Below are 15,522 nucleotides of genomic sequence, written 5' to 3' on the forward strand. Positions count from 1 at the left end.
CGGGTCAGCGCCGGTCGCTGAGCAGTTCGTCGAGCAGCGCGATGAAATCGTCTGGACGCGCCGGGGTGAAGGCCGGTTGCCAACGAGCATCGGGGATGTCGAGGGTGATCAACGTCGACTTGAGCGGCCGGTTCATGTCCATCGGCAGCCAGCGGTGCAGATCCGAGCTGCCCCAGATGCGAAAGCGATGGGTGAGCAGTCCCAGCGATTCGGCACGGTAGCCGCGGATCGTGTCCAGCGCGATGATCTTGGCGGTGCCCGACGGGAAGTGGTAGCGGCGCAACGTCAGCGCGGCGCCATCGAGCTGGACCACGCCGTCGTCGTAGAACCGCATCATTTCCGCGAGCTCCGCAGCTGGTGACCGCGGGTGGTGAGGCAGCGGCCGTCCTCCAGGCGCCACTGCCACCCGTGCAGGTTGCAGGTCAACGTATCGTCTTCTACCACACCGAACTTCGATAGGTCGGCTTTGAGGTGAGGGCAGCGGCGCTGAATCTCCCAGCCGTCCAGAGTGATTGAAGCGGAGTCGTCGTGAGTCTCGGCGAACCAGCCGTCGGCGTAGGCGATCCGCTCGTCGGTGAGGCACTTGAAGAACGTGTACAGGTATTCGTTGTAGCCACCCACTCGCCAGGCCTGGAAGCGGGTGGACAAGAAGATGGTGTTGACCCAGTCGGGTTCTTGATCGCGCAGTACCGTGCGCACCAGCTCCGGCGCTATGGCAAACCCGTAGCGGAACTTCTCGTTGGGAATCGGCTCGCGCACCGCCCTTTTCGGAAAGTCCAGTACGACGGTTTCGGCGCCGATGACCAGTTCCACGGGGTAACCGATACCGTCGCAGATCTCATTGCTCTGCAACATGATCGGCTCGAACAGTGCGCGCAACGGCTCGAGTAGCGGCTCGCCGTCGGCGGGGGCCCAACTCGCCCGTTCGGCGGCGATCACCGGAGCCATCCGGTCGGCGTAATCGGCGATGTAGGCGGACTTTCCGGTGGTGAAGATGGCCTCGACGTCTTCGGTGGGCAGCGGGTGGCTCAGCGAATTCAGGGTCGATCCGGTGAAATCCGCGATCGATCCGGGAATCATCAGCAAACCGCGATCATGGCCGTGGATGCGCATCTGGTCCAGGAAGACCATCTGGTCGGGGAAGATGTTGGCCGGATCGCTGCGGTCGTCGTTGAGCTCGCGCAGCTCGGGGTCCAGAAAACACGGTGGCCCCGCCGACGGCACCACCCAGGTCGCGTCCACCTGCGCGACGTACTGGCGCGCCCGGTCCATCCCGCGCTGTCGCTTCTGGGTGCCGAACGCCTCCTTGGCCCTGGCCGGCATGTCGTAGACCATCGGGTACCAGATCGCGCCGGAGTACTGCAGCAGGTGCACATCGACGTGGCCGAACTCCGATGCCAGCATGTCCAGCTCGATCGGTCGTGCGTCATTCATATTGAAGGCGGTGGTCTCGCCGTCGGAAACCACTAGCGCGGAGTCACCGATCGGACCGTCGGCCGGCGCCCGCAGCGCGATGATCATGATGTCGAGATCGCCGCGGGGAGCGCTGAGCCGGTGCTTGACCGAGTCGGTGGTTTCGAAGAACCGGTGAAATCCCAGCTTCTCGAGCTCATTTCGCAGATCCGGCACGGGGAAGTCCGGGAGCAGCACCACCGCGTCTTTGTTGACGTGCGAACGCAAGTTCTCGGCGTCGAAGTGATCCTTGTGCAGATGCGAGACATATAGGTAGTCGCAGTCGCCGATGGCGTCCCAGTCCAGTGCGCTGTTGTCCGGAAACGGGAACCAAGAAGCAAAGTAGGCCGGGTTGACCCAGGGGTCGCACAGAATGCTGCCGGACTGGGTCTGAATCAGAAAGCCGGCGTGGCCGACGCTTGTGACCTGCACAAATACCTTCCTGCAACAGCTACTGCTGACGCATGTTCGGCGCCAAATGCAGCATCGAGCTTAGCTTGAGTCGAGATCCTCGGCCCCCCACAGCCGCCGGTAGTAATCGATTCGCCGTGGGTCCGGCGCCACTCCGTAGGCGGCGAAGAACTTCGCCTCCCAACCGTGGCCGGGAAAGTTCCACTGCAACGACAACGTTGCTACCGCCAGGTCAGCCCATCGATCGGCCACGCCCAGCGTGCCGAGGTCGACGTGGCCGCAACAGTTGCCGTCCTCGGCGATCAGGGTGTTGGGTGCACACGCGTCGCCGTGGCAGACCACCAACCGATCGATCGGGGGCGGGGCGCCGACATTAGCCCGGCCCGCCGCGGTCAGCCGCGCCAGCCGGCTTTGCGCAGACCAGTCGAATGGGCACGCTCGGACCGGCAAGCGCTCGTGCAGTGTGCGCAACCCCACACCGATCGCCCGCACGGCTACATCGGGTGCGGGCACCCAGCGGGGGTGCACGGCCGAGACGCCGGGTAGCCCCGCGGTGCGTAGCCACGCCCAGTCTTGCTCGACCCCGAAGTCCAGCACCGCCGGCACGGTGAGGTGTGCTGACGCCCAGCGCAAGCGTTGCGCCTCGGCGGTGAAGTCGAAGACGCCGGTTCTGGCCACCTTGATGAACTCGGCGCCGGGGCCCACCCGGAAGGTCACACCGCCCAGTTCGTTGGCCCAGACGGCTTGCACGGGGCGCCCGGCGGCAAGCCGCCGGACAACCGGGGCACCGCGGGAGGTGCGGCGGGGAAGGACAAAGCACTCCTCTTTCGGACTTCAAATTCGCCACTTCAACCGACCGCCGGCCGGGAGCACTAGGCTTGAATGCTGTGGAACCGGTATACGGGACGGTCATTCAGCTTGCCCGCTTGACGTGGCGAATCCAGGGGCTCCGCATCACCGTGACTGGTGTGGAGAACATACCCGTCCAGGGTGGTGCGGTCATCGCAATCAACCACACCGGATACCTCGACTTCACCTTCGGCGGGTTGCCCGCCTACCAGCAGCGGCTGGGGCGCAAGGTGCGGTTCATGGCCAAGCAGGAGGTCTTCGACCAGAAGATCACCGGTCCCATCATGCGCAAGCTGCGACACATCCCGGTGGACCGGGCCGACGGCGCCGCGTCCTATGACGCTGCGGTCCGCCTGCTCAAGGCCGGTGAGCTGGTCGGGGTCTATCCGGAGGCAACGATCAGCCGAAGTTTCGAAATCAAAGAATTCAAGTCCGGCGCCGCGCGGATGGCGCTCGAGGCTGGGGTGCCGATCGTCCCCCACATCGTCTGGGGCGCCCAGCGGATCTGGACCAAAGGCCACAAGAAGAAGCTGTTCCGCCCGAAAGTGCCGATCGTGGTGGTCGTCGGCGAACCGATCGAACCCACGCTGCCGACCGCGGAGCTGAGCAATCTGCTGCACTCCCGGATGCAGCACCTGCTGGACCAAGCGCAGGAGCAGTACGGGCCGCATCCGTCCGGCGAGTTCTGGGTGCCGCGCCGGCTGGGCGGCAGCGCGCCATCGCTGGCCGAGGCGGCGCGGCTGGATGCGCAGGAGGCGGCGGAGCGGGCCGCTCGCCGTGCCCAACGAGCCCATCCCGCGGGAGCGCCGGAGCAGTAGCCCATGGCGGAGCCGACCTACCGGACCCTCGAGATCCTGGCCAAGTTGCTGGTGCTGGCCACGGGGACCCGGATCACCTATGTCGGCGTCGAGAATGTGCCCGAGCGGGGCGGCGCGGTGATCGCGATCAATCACACCAGCTATGTCGACTGGCTTCCGGCCGCGCTGGCCATGAATCGGCGGCACCGTCGCATGAGGTTCATGATCAAGGCCGAAATGCAACGAGTGAAGGTGGTCAACTTCCTGATCAAGCGCACTCGGACCATTCCGGTGGATCGCGGCGCGGGTGCGGGCGCCTACGCCCTAGCGGTGCAGCGCCTTCGCGAAGGGGAGCTGGTCGGCGTCTACCCAGAGGCGGCGATCAGCCGGAGCTTCGAGCTCAAGGAGTTCAAGACCGGGGCCGCGCGGATGGCGCTGGACGCAGACGTGCCGATTGTGCCGGTTATTGTTTGGGGTGCTCAGCGGATCTGGACCAAGGGCCAGCCCAGGCACATCGGACGCGCCAAGGTTCCGATCGTCGTGCAGGTTGGCCCGCGTTTACCGGCTGCCGGTGACATTGCGCAGACCGACGCCGCCCTGCGCCAAGCGATGACCACGCTGCTGCAGGAGGCGCAACGGAGCTACCCGCAGCCAGCAGGGGAGTACTGGGTGCCGCGCCGGCTTGGCGGCACCGCGCCGACTCCGGCCGAGGCAGCTCGGCTGGACGCTGACGAGGCTGCCGCCAGGGCCGCCGGCCGGACACCGCATCAATCGCGGTAGCGGCGGCTGAAGAACAGAAGGAGGAACCGAAGGATGGCAGAGCCATTCTTCCGAATGACGGAAGTGCTTGTTCCGTCGATCGTTGCCGCTAACGGAAACAAGATCACCTACTACGGGTTGGAGAACATCCCCGACCGGGGCGGCGCGTTGATCGCCCTCAACCACACCAGCTATGTGGACTGGGTCCCCGCCTCCATTGCCGCCAAGGAACGCAAACGTCGGCTGCGGTTCATGATCAAGGCCGAGATGCAGGAGGTGAGGTCGGTCAACTATGTGATCAAGCACGCCCAGCTGATTCCCGTTGACCGCGCCGAGGGCGCCAATGCCTATGGGGTCGCCGTCCAACGACTGCGTGAGGGTGAACTGGTCGGGGTACACCCCGAGGCGACGATCAGCCGCAGCCTCGAACTACGGGAATTCAAGACCGGGGCGGCCCGGATGGCGCTCGAGGCTCAGGTACCGATAGTCCCGATGATCGTCTGGGGCGCGCAGCGGATTTGGCCGAAGGGTCACCCCAAGAATCTGTTCCGCAACAAGGTTCCGATCAGTGTGGCCATTGGACCCGGGCTACCGCCAGCGGGCGATCCGACGGAACTCAACGCCACGCTGCGGCAAGCGATGGAATCGATGCTGCACTGGGTGCAGGAGCAGTACCCTCACCCCGAAGGGGAATTCTGGGTGCCACAGCGGCTGGGTGGCGGCGCGCCAAGTCCGGAGCAGTCCAGCCAATTCCGCATCGCGGAGTTGGCCGAACGCGCCCGCAAGCGTGGATATGACGGCGTTACCTCACGCAGTTCCAGCAAAGGCGGACCACACTGACCACACCGGAGAGCCGGCCGGCGCTCATCGCCTGCGACGTCGACGGCACCTTGCTAAACGATGATGAACACGTCTCTGGGCGCACCCGTAATGCGGTGCGCGCCGCGGTTGCCGGTGGCGCGACCTTCATCCTGGCCACCGGCCGGCCGCCGCGCTGGGTACGGCCGGTCGTCGAAGAACTCGGGTTCGCGCCGATGGCGGTGTGCGCCAATGGCGCCGTCATCTACGATCCCGCGACCGACCGGGTGGTGTCGGCGCACACCCTCTCGGTTGAGGCGCTGGCCACGTTGGCGGAGGTTTCCAGTCGGGTAATTCCCGGGTCTGGGTTGGCGGTCGAGCGAATCGGCGAGCGAGCCCACGACACGGCGACCCCACAGTTCGTCAGTTCGCCCGGCTACGAGCACGCCTGGCTCAACCCGGACAACACCGAGGTGTCGATCGAAGACCTGCTCAGCGCCCCGGCGATCAAGCTGCTGATCCGCAAGGCCGGTGCCGCCAGCGCGGACATGGCGGCCGAACTGGCCAAGCACGTGGGCATCGAGGGCGACATCACCTACTCGACCAACAACGGGCTGGTCGAAATCGTGCCGCTGGGCATCAGCAAGGCCACCGGTGTGCGCGACGTCGCGGCGCCCTTGGGCATTGCCGATACGGACGTGGTGGCGTTCGGCGATATGCCCAACGATGTGCCGATGCTGTTGCGGGCCGGTTTGGGTGTGGCGATGGGCAATGCCCATCCCGACGCGTTGGCCGCCGCGAACGAGGTCACCGCCCCCAACAGTGAGGACGGTGTCGCCAAGGTGCTCGAGCGCTGGTGGTTCTGAGCGCGTCGCCGCGCCTCAGGGAATGATCGGGTGGATTGGTAGCGAGAAGTGCTCGGGTGGCACCATCGGCCCGCTCGGGGGTTTGGTCGCCAGCGGTGTGGTGATCCCGTTGACGACCTCGGAGACGTTGCCGGTGAGCCGTTGGAAATTCAATACACCGTGCTGGAAGTTCTGCGTGATCCGCAGCGGCTCCTGTATCTCGGCGCTGGTCGGCAATCCGAGCGTGCCGCGTTCGTAGCTCAGCGAGGCCCACGCGTCATAGATCGCGCCGGTCACTGGTTGGGCACCGGTGGTCGGTGACCAGTACATCGCGCCCTTGGCGAATGTGGCGTAGCGCGCGCCATCGGCCCCGTCCGCTTCCGGAGATGTCGGTGCCCCCAGCACGCTGTTCATCGCGCCCAGCTCCTGCCAGCGCTGATAGATCGCGCCGCCCTCCAAGGACTTGAGCAGCTCCTCCGGCGGATCGTTGAAATGGGATGCGATTTCGCGGATCTCGTCCATCAGGGCATAGGCGGCGTTGCCGGGACAATCGGTGTTGCCGACGTCGCGATGGGTGAAGATGGCCGGCAGTTTCGCGATGGCGCCGCCGGGAACGGTGGTGTAGGAACTGCCCGTGGACTCCAGCTCCACCATGCTCTTGGGGTCGACTTCGGCGATGCCCAGCCGCCACCCCAGCAGTCGTCCGACGGCACGGATCTGCAGCGGCGTGGGCGCGACGTCATCGAAATTGCCGATCATCGCGACACCCCAGGTGTCACGGTTGAATCCGCCGGTGTGGAACCCTTCGACCGGTTTGGTGAGCCCGCCGGCACTGCCCTCGAAGATCTGACCGTACTTGTCGACCAGCGCGTGGTAGGCGATGTCGCACCAGCCCAGCGTCTTGCTGTGATACGTGTAGATCGCCTTGACGATGCCCGCCGATTCCAACGGGGAATAGTCGTTGCTGCCCGCGGTATGATGGACCACCGCGGCGCGTACCGCCCGGTCGTATTCCGGGCTCTCACAGCGCAACGCTTCGTCCGCTCCCCAATCCGCGCGGGTGATGATGGGGGGCGCTTGGCCAGGCATGGTGACTCCGGTGGGCGGGGTCCAGTGGGTGCCGGCCGGGGCCTGCGGCGGGGAGATGAGCACCGCCGAAATATTCTGCCCGAACGGCAGCTCCTTGGTGGCCGGACGGTAACCAAGGTCAACGGGCTCGGGTTCGCCGGTGGGCGGCGGCTGAGTCACCGGGGCGTCGATCGGGCGGGTGACCGCGATCTCGACCGTGTTGGTGGTGCCCACGAATACCGGTTCGGTGCTACGCGGTCGCTCCGAGGTCCCGGCCGTTGCCGGTGCCCCGCCTTGCTCGTCGGGCGCGGCGGTTTCGTACTCCGCCTGGTACCACGGTCCCCACGAACCGTCCGACTGCCTGGCCCGCATCCGTGCCGAGGTGCCGACCAGATCCCCGTTCAGCGCCACTAGGGAGAACGGCTCGTCCTGGGTGAGTTCGCGCACCGTGACGCCGCCGCCGAGGCCGACCAGCGGCTGCTCGACCAGCTGGGTGTCCTGAGCCGACGGCTGCTCGTGGGTGCTGGGAGGGGGACGGGTCAGCACCCACGAGACGATGACGACCGTCGCCGCGATGGCGGTGAGCAGCATGGTCGGTGCGCGACTGCGGGACGGCACCAAAGGGATGTTACTTGTGTGTCTGATGTTTCTTGTGAGGCGACACGGGTAATGGGCCGAAAACCTGTCGACGACACCGCAGAGGATAAGTAGCTGGGGGGTGGGTTCGGGTCCAGCGTGACTCTGCGGTGTCGTCAGGTGACAGGTTCTGAGGCCTTTCGCTAGGTGCCGATTAGATCGGCGGTACCGCGGCTGCGGCAGCCGCCGCGGCCGGTGCGACTGCCGCAGGTCCGGCCGCCGCGGGTGCCGCTGCCGCGGCGGGTAGTTCGGGAACCGCCGCTGCGGCCGCCGGCGCGGCTGCGCCGCCGTTTTGGACGGCCTGCATGATCGAAGGCATCAGCACGCCCTTGAGCAGGTCGATGGCCTGGCCTGCGCCCAGCTGGTTGGCGGCCTGCATCACGTCGTTGAGGATTCCGCCGCCGGTGCTGCTGCCCAGGCCGCTGCCGCCCAGGGAGGAGGTTCCCGGCCCGTATCCCAGGCTGGGGTCACCCAGGATCGGATAGGTGCCGTCCATCCCGGGGTCCAGGCCGACCGGCGTCGTGATGGGAATCTCGTTGGTGCCACCAAGTGCCGGGTCCAGGCCAGTCGGACTGGTCAAGCCGGGTGCCAAGCCGGTCGGGCTGGTCAACGCCGGATTGGTGAGTGCGGGGTTGACGGCGGCGCCCGGTGTCGGGGGCAGCGTCGTGCCCGGCAGAGCCAAGTCTCCCGGCATTCCCGGCGTCAGACCCGGGGTGGTCAGGCCTGGGCTGGTGAGACCCGGGCTGGTCAGCCCTGGGCTGGTCAAGCCGGGGCTGGTCAACCCCGGGCTGGTCAGGCCTGGGCTCATGCCGGTGCCGGTACCTCCGGTGAGGCTGGGCACTGGAGGCAGATTGATCCCGAACGAGGACAAACCCTGCGACAGCGCGGTCATCAACTCGGTGGGCAGGTCGGCCACGCTGGCCGCCCGCACAAACTCGTGGTGCTCGGTCGGCTTGGTCTCGGTGGTCGATTCGTAGACAAGAAAGTATGCACATGGACTCGCAACTGCCAGGGCGGCGACCGCGCTCATGGCTGTCGAGAGCTTGCGTCGGCGTCGATTCGGCACGGAAGTCTCCTCAATCTGGACTATGTGTTGCGTCGGTTCGCGCCGGCTGTCCTCGGCTGCTCGAACCCACACGCTCGATGGTACGAGTGAGGTTGGTGAGACTAGTGTGGTTATATCGAATCGTGAGGCAATCGCTACCTAAGGTGGCATCTTCGGCCCATCGGGGTCAACGGACCCGCTTTAGACCTGCTTAGGGCCTGCTTGGGTTGTCGAAACCCGGTGCAACCCTGACCTTGTCGTCCTGCCAAATCGGGTTTTCGCAGGAAGGTCGGATACCCTAGGCAACCGATGACCGCACGCTTTGACCTCTTCGTCGTCGGCTCCGGATTTTTCGGCCTGACGATCGCCGAGCGCGTGGCTACCCAACTCGGCAAGCGTGTCCTGGTTGTCGAGCGGCGCCCGCACATCGGCGGTAATGCATATTCCGAACCCGAGCCGCAGACCGGTATCGAAGTCCACAAGTACGGTGCGCACCTGTTTCACACCTCCAATAAGAAGGTGTGGGACTACGTGGGGCAGTTCACCGACTTCACCGACTATCGCCACCGGGTGTTCGCGATGCACAACGGGCAGGCCTATCAGTTCCCGATGGGGCTGGGTCTGGTCTCGCAGTTCTTCGGCAAGTACTTCAGTCCCGCCGAAGCGCGCCAACTCATCGCCGAGCAGGCCGCCGAGATTGATACCGCCGACGCCCAGAATCTCGAGGAGAAAGCCATCTCCCTGATCGGGCGCCCGCTGTATGAGGCCTTCGTCAAGGGGTACACCGCCAAACAGTGGCAGACCGACCCGAAGCAGCTGCCGGCGGCGAACATCACCCGCCTGCCGGTGCGCTACACCTTCGACAACCGGTACTTCATTGACACCTACGAGGGATTGCCCGTCGACGGCTACACCGCGTGGCTGCAGAACATGGCCGCCGACGACCGCATCGAGATCCGGCTCGACACCGACTGGTTCGACGTCCGCGACGAGTTGCGCGCGGCCAACCCCGAGGCTCCTGTCGTATACACCGGCCCGCTAGACCGCTACTTCGACTACGCCGAAGGCCGGCTGGGCTGGCGCACCCTGGACTTCGACGTGGAAGTGCTGCCGATCGGAGACTTCCAGGGCACGTCGGTGATGAACTACAACGATCTCGACGTCCCCTACACCCGCATCCACGAATTCCGCCACTTCCATCCCGAGCGCGAATACCCGTCGGACCAGACGGTGATCATGCGCGAGTATTCCCGGTTCGCCGAAGACGAGGACGAGCCCTACTATCCGATCAACACCGAGGCCGACCGCGCCCTGTTGGCCGCCTACCGGACCCGGGCGAAGTCCGAGACCGCGTCATCGAAGGTTCTGTTCGGCGGGCGCTTGGGCACCTATCAATATCTGGATATGCATATGGCCATTGCCAGCGCTTTGAGCATGTATGACAACGTCCTCGCGCCGCACCTGCGCGACGGTAGACCGCTGGCGGAACCGCCGGCCGAGGAGAGTGCGCGCGGATGAGTGCCGTAAGCCTTTTGTCCCGAGTCATCCTGCCGCGTCCGGGCGAACCGCTCGACGTGCGCAAACTGTACCTCGAGGAGTCGACCACCAACGCTCGGCGCGCGCATGCGACCAGCCGGACTTCGCTGCAGATCGGTCCGGAATCCGAGGTCTCCTTCGCCACCTACTTCAATGCGTTTCCGGCCAGCTACTGGCGACGCTGGTCGATCTGTAAGTCCGTGGTGCTGCGCGTCGAGTTGTCCGGTGCCGGGCGCGTCGACGTCTACCGGACCAAGGCCACCGGAGCGCGCATCTTCGTCGAAGGGCGCGCATTTGCCGGTGATGAGGACAAGCCGGCGGTGCTCGAGATCGAGGTGGCGCTGACGCCGTTTGAAGACGGCGGCTGGATCTGGTTCGACATCACCACCGACACCGCGGTGACCTTGCTCAACGCGGGCTGGTACGCGGCCGAGCCCGCGCCGGGAACGGCCAACATCGCGGTCGGCATCCCGACGTTCAACCGCCCCGCGGACTGTGCCAACGCGTTGCGCGAACTCACCGCGGACCCCTTGGTGGACGAGGTTGTCGGCGCGGTGATCGTGCCGGACCAAGGCACCCGCAAAGTGCGCGATCACCCGGACTTCCCGGCCGCCGCGGCCCGCTTGGGCGACCGGCTCTCCATCCATGACCAGCCCAACCTGGGCGGTTCCGGTGGCTACAGCAGGGTCATGTACGAGGCGCTGAAGAACACCGACTGCCAGCAGATCCTGTTCATGGATGACGACATCCGCATCGAGCCGGACTCGATCCTGCGGGTGCTGGCGATGCACCGCTTCGCCAAGAGCCCGATGCTGGTGGGTGGGCAGATGCTCAACCTGCAGGAGCCGTCACACCTGCACATCATGGGCGAAGTGGTGAACCGGGCGAACTTCATGTGGACCGCGGCCTCGCACGCCGAGTATGACCACGACTTCGCCGAATACCCGTTGAACGACAACGAAGACAAGAGCAAGCTGCTGCACCGGCGCATCGACGTCGACTACAACGGCTGGTGGACCTGCATGATCCCGCGGCAGGTGGCCGAGGAGCTGGGCCAGCCACTGCCGTTGTTCATCAAATGGGACGACGCGGACTACGGGCTACGGGCCGCCGAACACGGTTACCCCACCGTCACCCTGCCGGGGGCGGCGGTGTGGCACATGGCCTGGAGCGACAAGGACGATGCCATCGACTGGCAGGCCTATTTCCACCTGCGCAACCGGCTGGTGGTCGCGGCCATGCACTGGGATGGTGACGTCACCGGACTGGTCCGCAGTCACCTCAAGGCGACGCTGAAACACCTCGCTTGCCTCGAGTATTCGACGGTGGAGATCCAGAACAAGGCCATCGACGACTTCCTCGCCGGCCCCGAACACATCTTCTCGATCCTGGAATCGGCGCTGCCGGAAGTGCACCGCATTCGCAAGTCCTACCCGGATGCGGTGGGGCTGCCCGCGGCCAGTGAGCTGCCCCCGCCATTGCACAAGAACATCGTGAACAAGCCCCCCACCAACCCGGTGACGATCGGCTACCGGTTGGCCCGCGGCATCTTGCACAACCTCAAGACGGCCGACCCGGCCCACCATGGCCGCCCGGAATTCAACGTGCCGACCCAAGACGCCCGCTGGTTCCGGCTGTGCACGGTCGACGGCGTCACCGTGACGACGGCCGACGGGTGTGGCGTGGTCTATCGGCAGCGCGACCGGGCCAAGATGCTCTCACTGCTGTGGCAGTCGCTGCGCCGTCAGCGGGAGCTGTCCAAGCGATTCGACGAGATGCGCAGTACCTACCGCAACGCGTTGCCGGTGCTGTCGAGCAAGCAGAAATGGGAGACGGCGCTGCTGCCGGCGACGAGCCACGAGCCCGAGCATGCCTGAACCGGCGCCACCGCGCGGTGAAGCCGCGGCGATCGTCGTGGTTCAGTCGGCACTGGCTGATCGCCCCGGGGTGCTGGGCACGGCGCGCGGGCTCTCCCACTTCGGCGAGCACAGCGTGGGCTGGCTGCTGGTGTCGGCGCTGGGCGCGCTGCTGTTCCCGAGCCGGCGCCGGGAGTGGGTGGTCGCGGGGGCCGGCACCTTCGTCGCGCACGCCGCCGCCGTGGTGATCAAGTGGGTGGTGCGGCGCAAACGGCCCCATGACCCGGCCGTGACGGTCAACGTCGGCACGCCCAGCAAGCTGAGTTTCCCGTCCGCGCACGCCACCTCGACGGCCGCCGCGGCCATCCTGCTCAGCAGGGCGGCCGGGGTTCCCGAAGCTGCGGGCGTGGCGGTGTTGGTGCCGCCGATGGCCCTGTCTCGAATACTGCTGGGGGTGCACTATCCCAGCGACGTGGCCGCCGGCATCGGCGTGGGTGCCAGCGTCGCGGCCATCGCCGCGCGACTCGACAAGGTCTCGACAAAAGGTATGTCGCTATGAGCGAAGACGTGGTGACCGGACCCCCGACCAACCTGGTGGCCGGTGTGGTCAAGGCGATGCGCCCACGTCAGTGGGTGAAGAACGTGCTCGTGCTGGCCGCCCCGCTGGCCGCGGCGGGCCGCGGGGTCCGGTACGGCTACGCGGAAGTGCTGTTCGAGGTCTTGGTGGCCTTCGTGGTGTTCAGCCTGGCCGCCTCGGCCATCTATCTGATCAACGACGTGCGAGACGTCGAGGCGGATCGGGAGCACCCCACCAAGAGGTTTCGCCCCATCGCCGCCGGCGTGGTGCCCGAATGGCTGGCGTACACGTTGGCGGTGGCGCTGGGTGTGACGTCACTGGGGCTGGCCTGGTGGTTGACCCCGAGCCTGGCCGTGGTGATGGTCGTTTATCTCGCCATGCAGTTGGGCTACTGCTTCGGCCTCAAGCATCAAGCGGTGATCGACATCTGCGTCGTGTCATCGGCGTATTTGATCCGCGCCATCGCCGGCGGCGCGGCCACCGACATCCGGCTGTCGCAGTGGTTCTTGCTGACGGCGGCGTTCGGGTCGCTTTTCATGGTGGCCGGCAAGCGTTACGCCGAGCTGCAGCTCGCCGAGCGCACCGGTGCGGCGATCCGCAAGTCGCTGGAAAGCTATACGAGTACCTATCTGCGGTTCGTCTGGACGTTGTCGGCCACCGCCGTGGTGGTGTGTTACGGGCTGTGGGCGTTCGAGCGGGACAACTACTCGGGATCCTGGTTCGCGGCGTCGATGGTGCCGTTCACCATCGCCATCCTGCGCTACGCGGTCGATGTCGACGGGGGGTTGGCCGGGGAGCCCGAGGAGATCGCCCTGCGGGACCGGGTGTTGCAGCTGTTGGCGCTGGCGTGGATAGGAACAGTTGGGGCCGCCGTTGCCTTCGGCTAGCTCCAGACTCAAGGCCCTGCAGGCCGGTGCGCTGGCACGGCGGCCAGTACTGCGGCCAATCAGGTGGCCGGCGTTTCCGTATGACCCCTGGGTCCGGATCAGCCTGTGGATCGGTGTGGCGATCATTGCGCTGCTGTTCGGGTGGGGAGCCTGGCAACGACGCTGGATCGCCGATGACGGACTCATCGTGCTGCGCACGGTGCGCAATCTGTTGGCCGGCAACGGGCCGGTGTTCAACATGGGCGAACGGGTGGAGGCCAACACCTCGACGGTGTGGACCTATCTGCTCTACGCGGCGAGCTGGGTCGGCGGACCGATGCGGCTCGAGTACGTCGCGCTGGCGGTAGCGCTGACGCTGTCGGTGCTGGGTGTGGTGCTGCTCATGCTGGGCGCCGGCCGGCTGTATGCGCCGAGCCTGCGCGGCCGTCGGGCGATCATGTTGCCCGCGGGGGCGCTGGTCTACATCGCGGTACCCCCGGCGCGTGACTTCGCGACGTCCGGCCTGGAAAGCGGTCTGGTGCTGGCCTACCTGGGACTGCTGTGGTGGATGATGGTCTGCTGGTCGCAGCCGCTGCGGGGTCGCTCGGACCACCCGGTCTTCATCGGCCTGCTGGCCTTCGTCGCCGGATGCAGTGTGCTGGTGCGCCCGGAGCTGGCGCTGATCGGTGGGCTGGCCCTGATCATGATGTTGATCGCGGCCCGCAGTTGGCGTCGTCGCGGGTTGATCGTGCTCGCCGGTGGGTTGCTGCCGGTGGCCTACCAGATCTTCCGGATGGGCTACTACGGCTTGCTGGTTCCCGGCACCGCGCTGGCCAAAGACGCCGCGGGGGACAAATGGTCGCAGGGCATGGTCTACCTGACGAACTTCAACCGGCCGTATGCGCTTTGGCTGCCGCTGGTGCTGGTGGTGCCGCTGGGAGTGGTTGTGATGTTCGCGCGGCGGCGGCCCGCGTTCCTGCGCCCGGTGCTGGCACCCGATTACGGACGGTTTGCCCGGGCGGTGCAGAGCCCGACCGCGGTGGTGGTCTTCATGGCCGGCAGTGGCGTACTGCAGGCGCTGTACTGGATTCGCCAGGGTGGCGACTTCATGCATGGCCGGGTGCTGTTGGCGCCGCTGTTCTGCGTGCTGGCGCCCGTCGCCGTCATTCCCCTGGTCGTGCCCGATGGCAAGGACTATTCGCGTGAGACCGGCTACTGGGTGGCCGGTGCCGTCAGCGTGCTGTGGTTGGGCGTTGCGGGCTGGTCACTGTGGGCGGAGAATTCGCCGGGGATGGGTGACGACGCCACCCACGTCAGCTATTCGGGGATCGTCGATGAGCGCCGTTTCTACGCTCAGGCCACCGGGCACGCGCACCCGCTGACGGCCGCCGACTACCTCGACTACCCGCGGATGGCCGCCATTCTGACGGCGCTCAACAACACCCCGGAAGGGGCGTTGCTGTTGCCGTCGGGCAATTACACCCAGTGGGATCTGGTGCCGATGATCAAGCCCGGATCGGCCCCCGGCATCCCGGCCAGCGAAAAGCCGCAGCACACGGTGTTTTTCACCAACTTGGGCATGGTTGGCATGAACGTCGGGCTCGACGTCCGGGTGCTGGACCAGATCGGTCTGGCAAACCCGCTGGCCGCGCACACCGAGCGGCTCGAGCATGGCCGTATCGGCCACGACAAGAACCTGTTCCCGGACTGGGTGATCGCCGACGGTCCGTGGGTGAAGTGGTATCCGGGTGTCCCCGCCTACCTCGATCAGCAGTGGGTCGCGCAGGCCGAGGCCGCCCTGCGATGCCCCGCCACCCAGGCGGTGCTGAACTCGGTGCGGGCACCGATGAGCCTGCACCGGTTCGTGTCCAACGTGGTGCACTCGTTTGAGTTCACCCGGTACCGGATCAACCGGGTGCCGCTGTATGAGCTGGTCAGGTGTGGCCTCGAGGTGCCCGACGTCCCGCCCGCCCCGCCTCGGGAATGAGCGAGTAGGTAGTGGCGCCGGACCGTTTTGGGGGTGCCGC

13 protein-coding genes and 1 pseudogene are annotated in these 15,522 nt (G+C 66.3%); 9 read left to right on the top strand and 5 right to left on the bottom strand.

Annotated features, from left to right (window positions below; genetic code table 11):
* Positions 1-4: 4 nt before the first annotated feature.
* The 3 genes and pseudogenes from G6N41_RS03710 to G6N41_RS03720 all read right to left on the bottom strand — a co-directional run bounded on the left by G6N41_RS03710 (position 5) and on the right by G6N41_RS03720 (position 2,678).
* Complete coding sequence (locus G6N41_RS03710) at positions 5-337, bottom strand: hypothetical protein (protein WP_198966634.1); 333 nt, start codon at positions 335-337, stop codon at positions 5-7.
* Entirely contained in the window at positions 334-1,884 is a 1,551-nt protein-coding gene (locus G6N41_RS03715) for an MBL fold metallo-hydrolase (RefSeq protein ID WP_198966635.1), read from the bottom strand. The genes G6N41_RS03710 and G6N41_RS03715 overlap by 4 nt, the downstream gene beginning before the upstream one ends.
* Positions 1,885-1,944: 60 nt before the next feature.
* Positions 1,945-2,678: pseudogene (locus G6N41_RS03720) on the bottom strand (phosphotransferase).
* Between the two features lie 72 nt (positions 2,679-2,750).
* Between G6N41_RS03720 and G6N41_RS03725 the strand changes: the two are divergent.
* Genes G6N41_RS03725 through G6N41_RS03740 form a run of 4 tightly spaced genes read left to right on the top strand, consistent with a single transcriptional unit; the run spans position 2,751 to position 5,932 of the window.
* On the top strand, positions 2,751-3,530 hold the full coding sequence (locus G6N41_RS03725) for a lysophospholipid acyltransferase family protein (RefSeq protein ID WP_020731080.1): 780 nt from the start codon (positions 2,751-2,753) through the stop codon (positions 3,528-3,530).
* A 3-nt stretch (positions 3,531-3,533) separates the two neighbouring features.
* Positions 3,534-4,289: a lysophospholipid acyltransferase family protein gene (locus G6N41_RS03730; protein ID WP_198966636.1), complete on the top strand. Its 756-nt coding sequence runs from the start codon at positions 3,534-3,536 to the stop codon at positions 4,287-4,289.
* 33 nt (positions 4,290-4,322) lie between these two features.
* A complete protein-coding gene (locus G6N41_RS03735; protein WP_198966637.1) occupies positions 4,323-5,108 on the top strand; it encodes a lysophospholipid acyltransferase family protein in 786 nt (261 codons plus the stop codon).
* On the top strand, positions 5,105-5,932 hold the full coding sequence (locus G6N41_RS03740; RefSeq protein WP_198967709.1) for an HAD family hydrolase: 828 nt from the start codon (positions 5,105-5,107) through the stop codon (positions 5,930-5,932). Before G6N41_RS03735 ends, G6N41_RS03740 begins: the two co-directional genes overlap by 4 nt.
* Before the next feature lie 15 nt (positions 5,933-5,947).
* Here G6N41_RS03740 and G6N41_RS03745 read toward each other — a convergent pair whose 3' ends face one another.
* Positions 5,948-7,597 carry an LGFP repeat-containing protein gene (locus G6N41_RS03745; protein WP_198966638.1) on the bottom strand — a complete coding sequence of 550 codons (1,650 nt, stop codon included), beginning with the start codon at positions 7,595-7,597 and terminating at the stop codon, positions 5,948-5,950.
* 172 nt (positions 7,598-7,769) lie between these two features.
* Complete coding sequence (locus G6N41_RS03750; protein WP_198966639.1) at positions 7,770-8,681, bottom strand: hypothetical protein; 912 nt, start codon at positions 8,679-8,681, stop codon at positions 7,770-7,772.
* 288 nt (positions 8,682-8,969) lie between these two features.
* Here G6N41_RS03750 and glf point away from each other — a divergent pair, with 288 nt between their 5' ends.
* From glf to aftB, 5 genes are read left to right on the top strand one after another with little or no spacing between them, the layout of a single operon-like run.
* Entirely contained in the window at positions 8,970-10,178 is a 1,209-nt protein-coding gene (gene glf / locus G6N41_RS03755) for a UDP-galactopyranose mutase (protein WP_198966640.1), read from the top strand.
* Entirely contained in the window at positions 10,175-12,073 is a 1,899-nt protein-coding gene (locus G6N41_RS03760) for a glycosyltransferase (RefSeq protein WP_198966641.1), read from the top strand. Before glf ends, G6N41_RS03760 begins: the two co-directional genes overlap by 4 nt.
* A complete protein-coding gene (locus G6N41_RS03765; protein ID WP_198966642.1) occupies positions 12,066-12,611 on the top strand; it encodes a phosphatase PAP2 family protein in 546 nt (181 codons plus the stop codon). Before G6N41_RS03760 ends, G6N41_RS03765 begins: the two co-directional genes overlap by 8 nt.
* Positions 12,608-13,516: a decaprenyl-phosphate phosphoribosyltransferase gene (locus G6N41_RS03770; protein ID WP_020731073.1), complete on the top strand. Its 909-nt coding sequence runs from the start codon at positions 12,608-12,610 to the stop codon at positions 13,514-13,516. Before G6N41_RS03765 ends, G6N41_RS03770 begins: the two co-directional genes overlap by 4 nt.
* Positions 13,503-15,482 carry a terminal beta-(1->2)-arabinofuranosyltransferase gene (aftB, locus tag G6N41_RS03775; protein WP_407663719.1) on the top strand — a complete coding sequence of 660 codons (1,980 nt, stop codon included), beginning with the start codon at positions 13,503-13,505 and terminating at the stop codon, positions 15,480-15,482. The genes G6N41_RS03770 and aftB overlap by 14 nt, the downstream gene beginning before the upstream one ends.
* Positions 15,483-15,522 lie beyond the last annotated feature (40 nt).

The organism is Mycobacterium shottsii (genome assembly GCF_010728525.1).
GTDB lineage: Bacteria > Actinomycetota > Actinomycetes > Mycobacteriales > Mycobacteriaceae > Mycobacterium > Mycobacterium marinum.

Excerpts from the sequence above, each read along its gene's own strand:
- G6N41_RS03710 (WP_198966634.1), bottom strand. The coding sequence starts at position 337 with ATGATGCGGTTCTACGACGACGGCGTGGTCCAGCTCGATGGCGCCGCG.
- G6N41_RS03765 (WP_198966642.1), top strand. The coding sequence starts at position 12,066 with ATGCCTGAACCGGCGCCACCGCGCGGTGAAGCCGCGGCGATCGTCGTG.
- glf (WP_198966640.1), top strand. The coding sequence starts at position 8,970 with ATGACCGCACGCTTTGACCTCTTCGTCGTCGGCTCCGGATTTTTCGGC.
- G6N41_RS03760 (WP_198966641.1), top strand. The coding sequence starts at position 10,175 with ATGAGTGCCGTAAGCCTTTTGTCCCGAGTCATCCTGCCGCGTCCGGGC.
- G6N41_RS03730 (WP_198966636.1), top strand. The coding sequence starts at position 3,534 with ATGGCGGAGCCGACCTACCGGACCCTCGAGATCCTGGCCAAGTTGCTG.
- G6N41_RS03770 (WP_020731073.1), top strand. The coding sequence starts at position 12,608 with ATGAGCGAAGACGTGGTGACCGGACCCCCGACCAACCTGGTGGCCGGT.
- G6N41_RS03735 (WP_198966637.1), top strand. The coding sequence starts at position 4,323 with ATGGCAGAGCCATTCTTCCGAATGACGGAAGTGCTTGTTCCGTCGATC.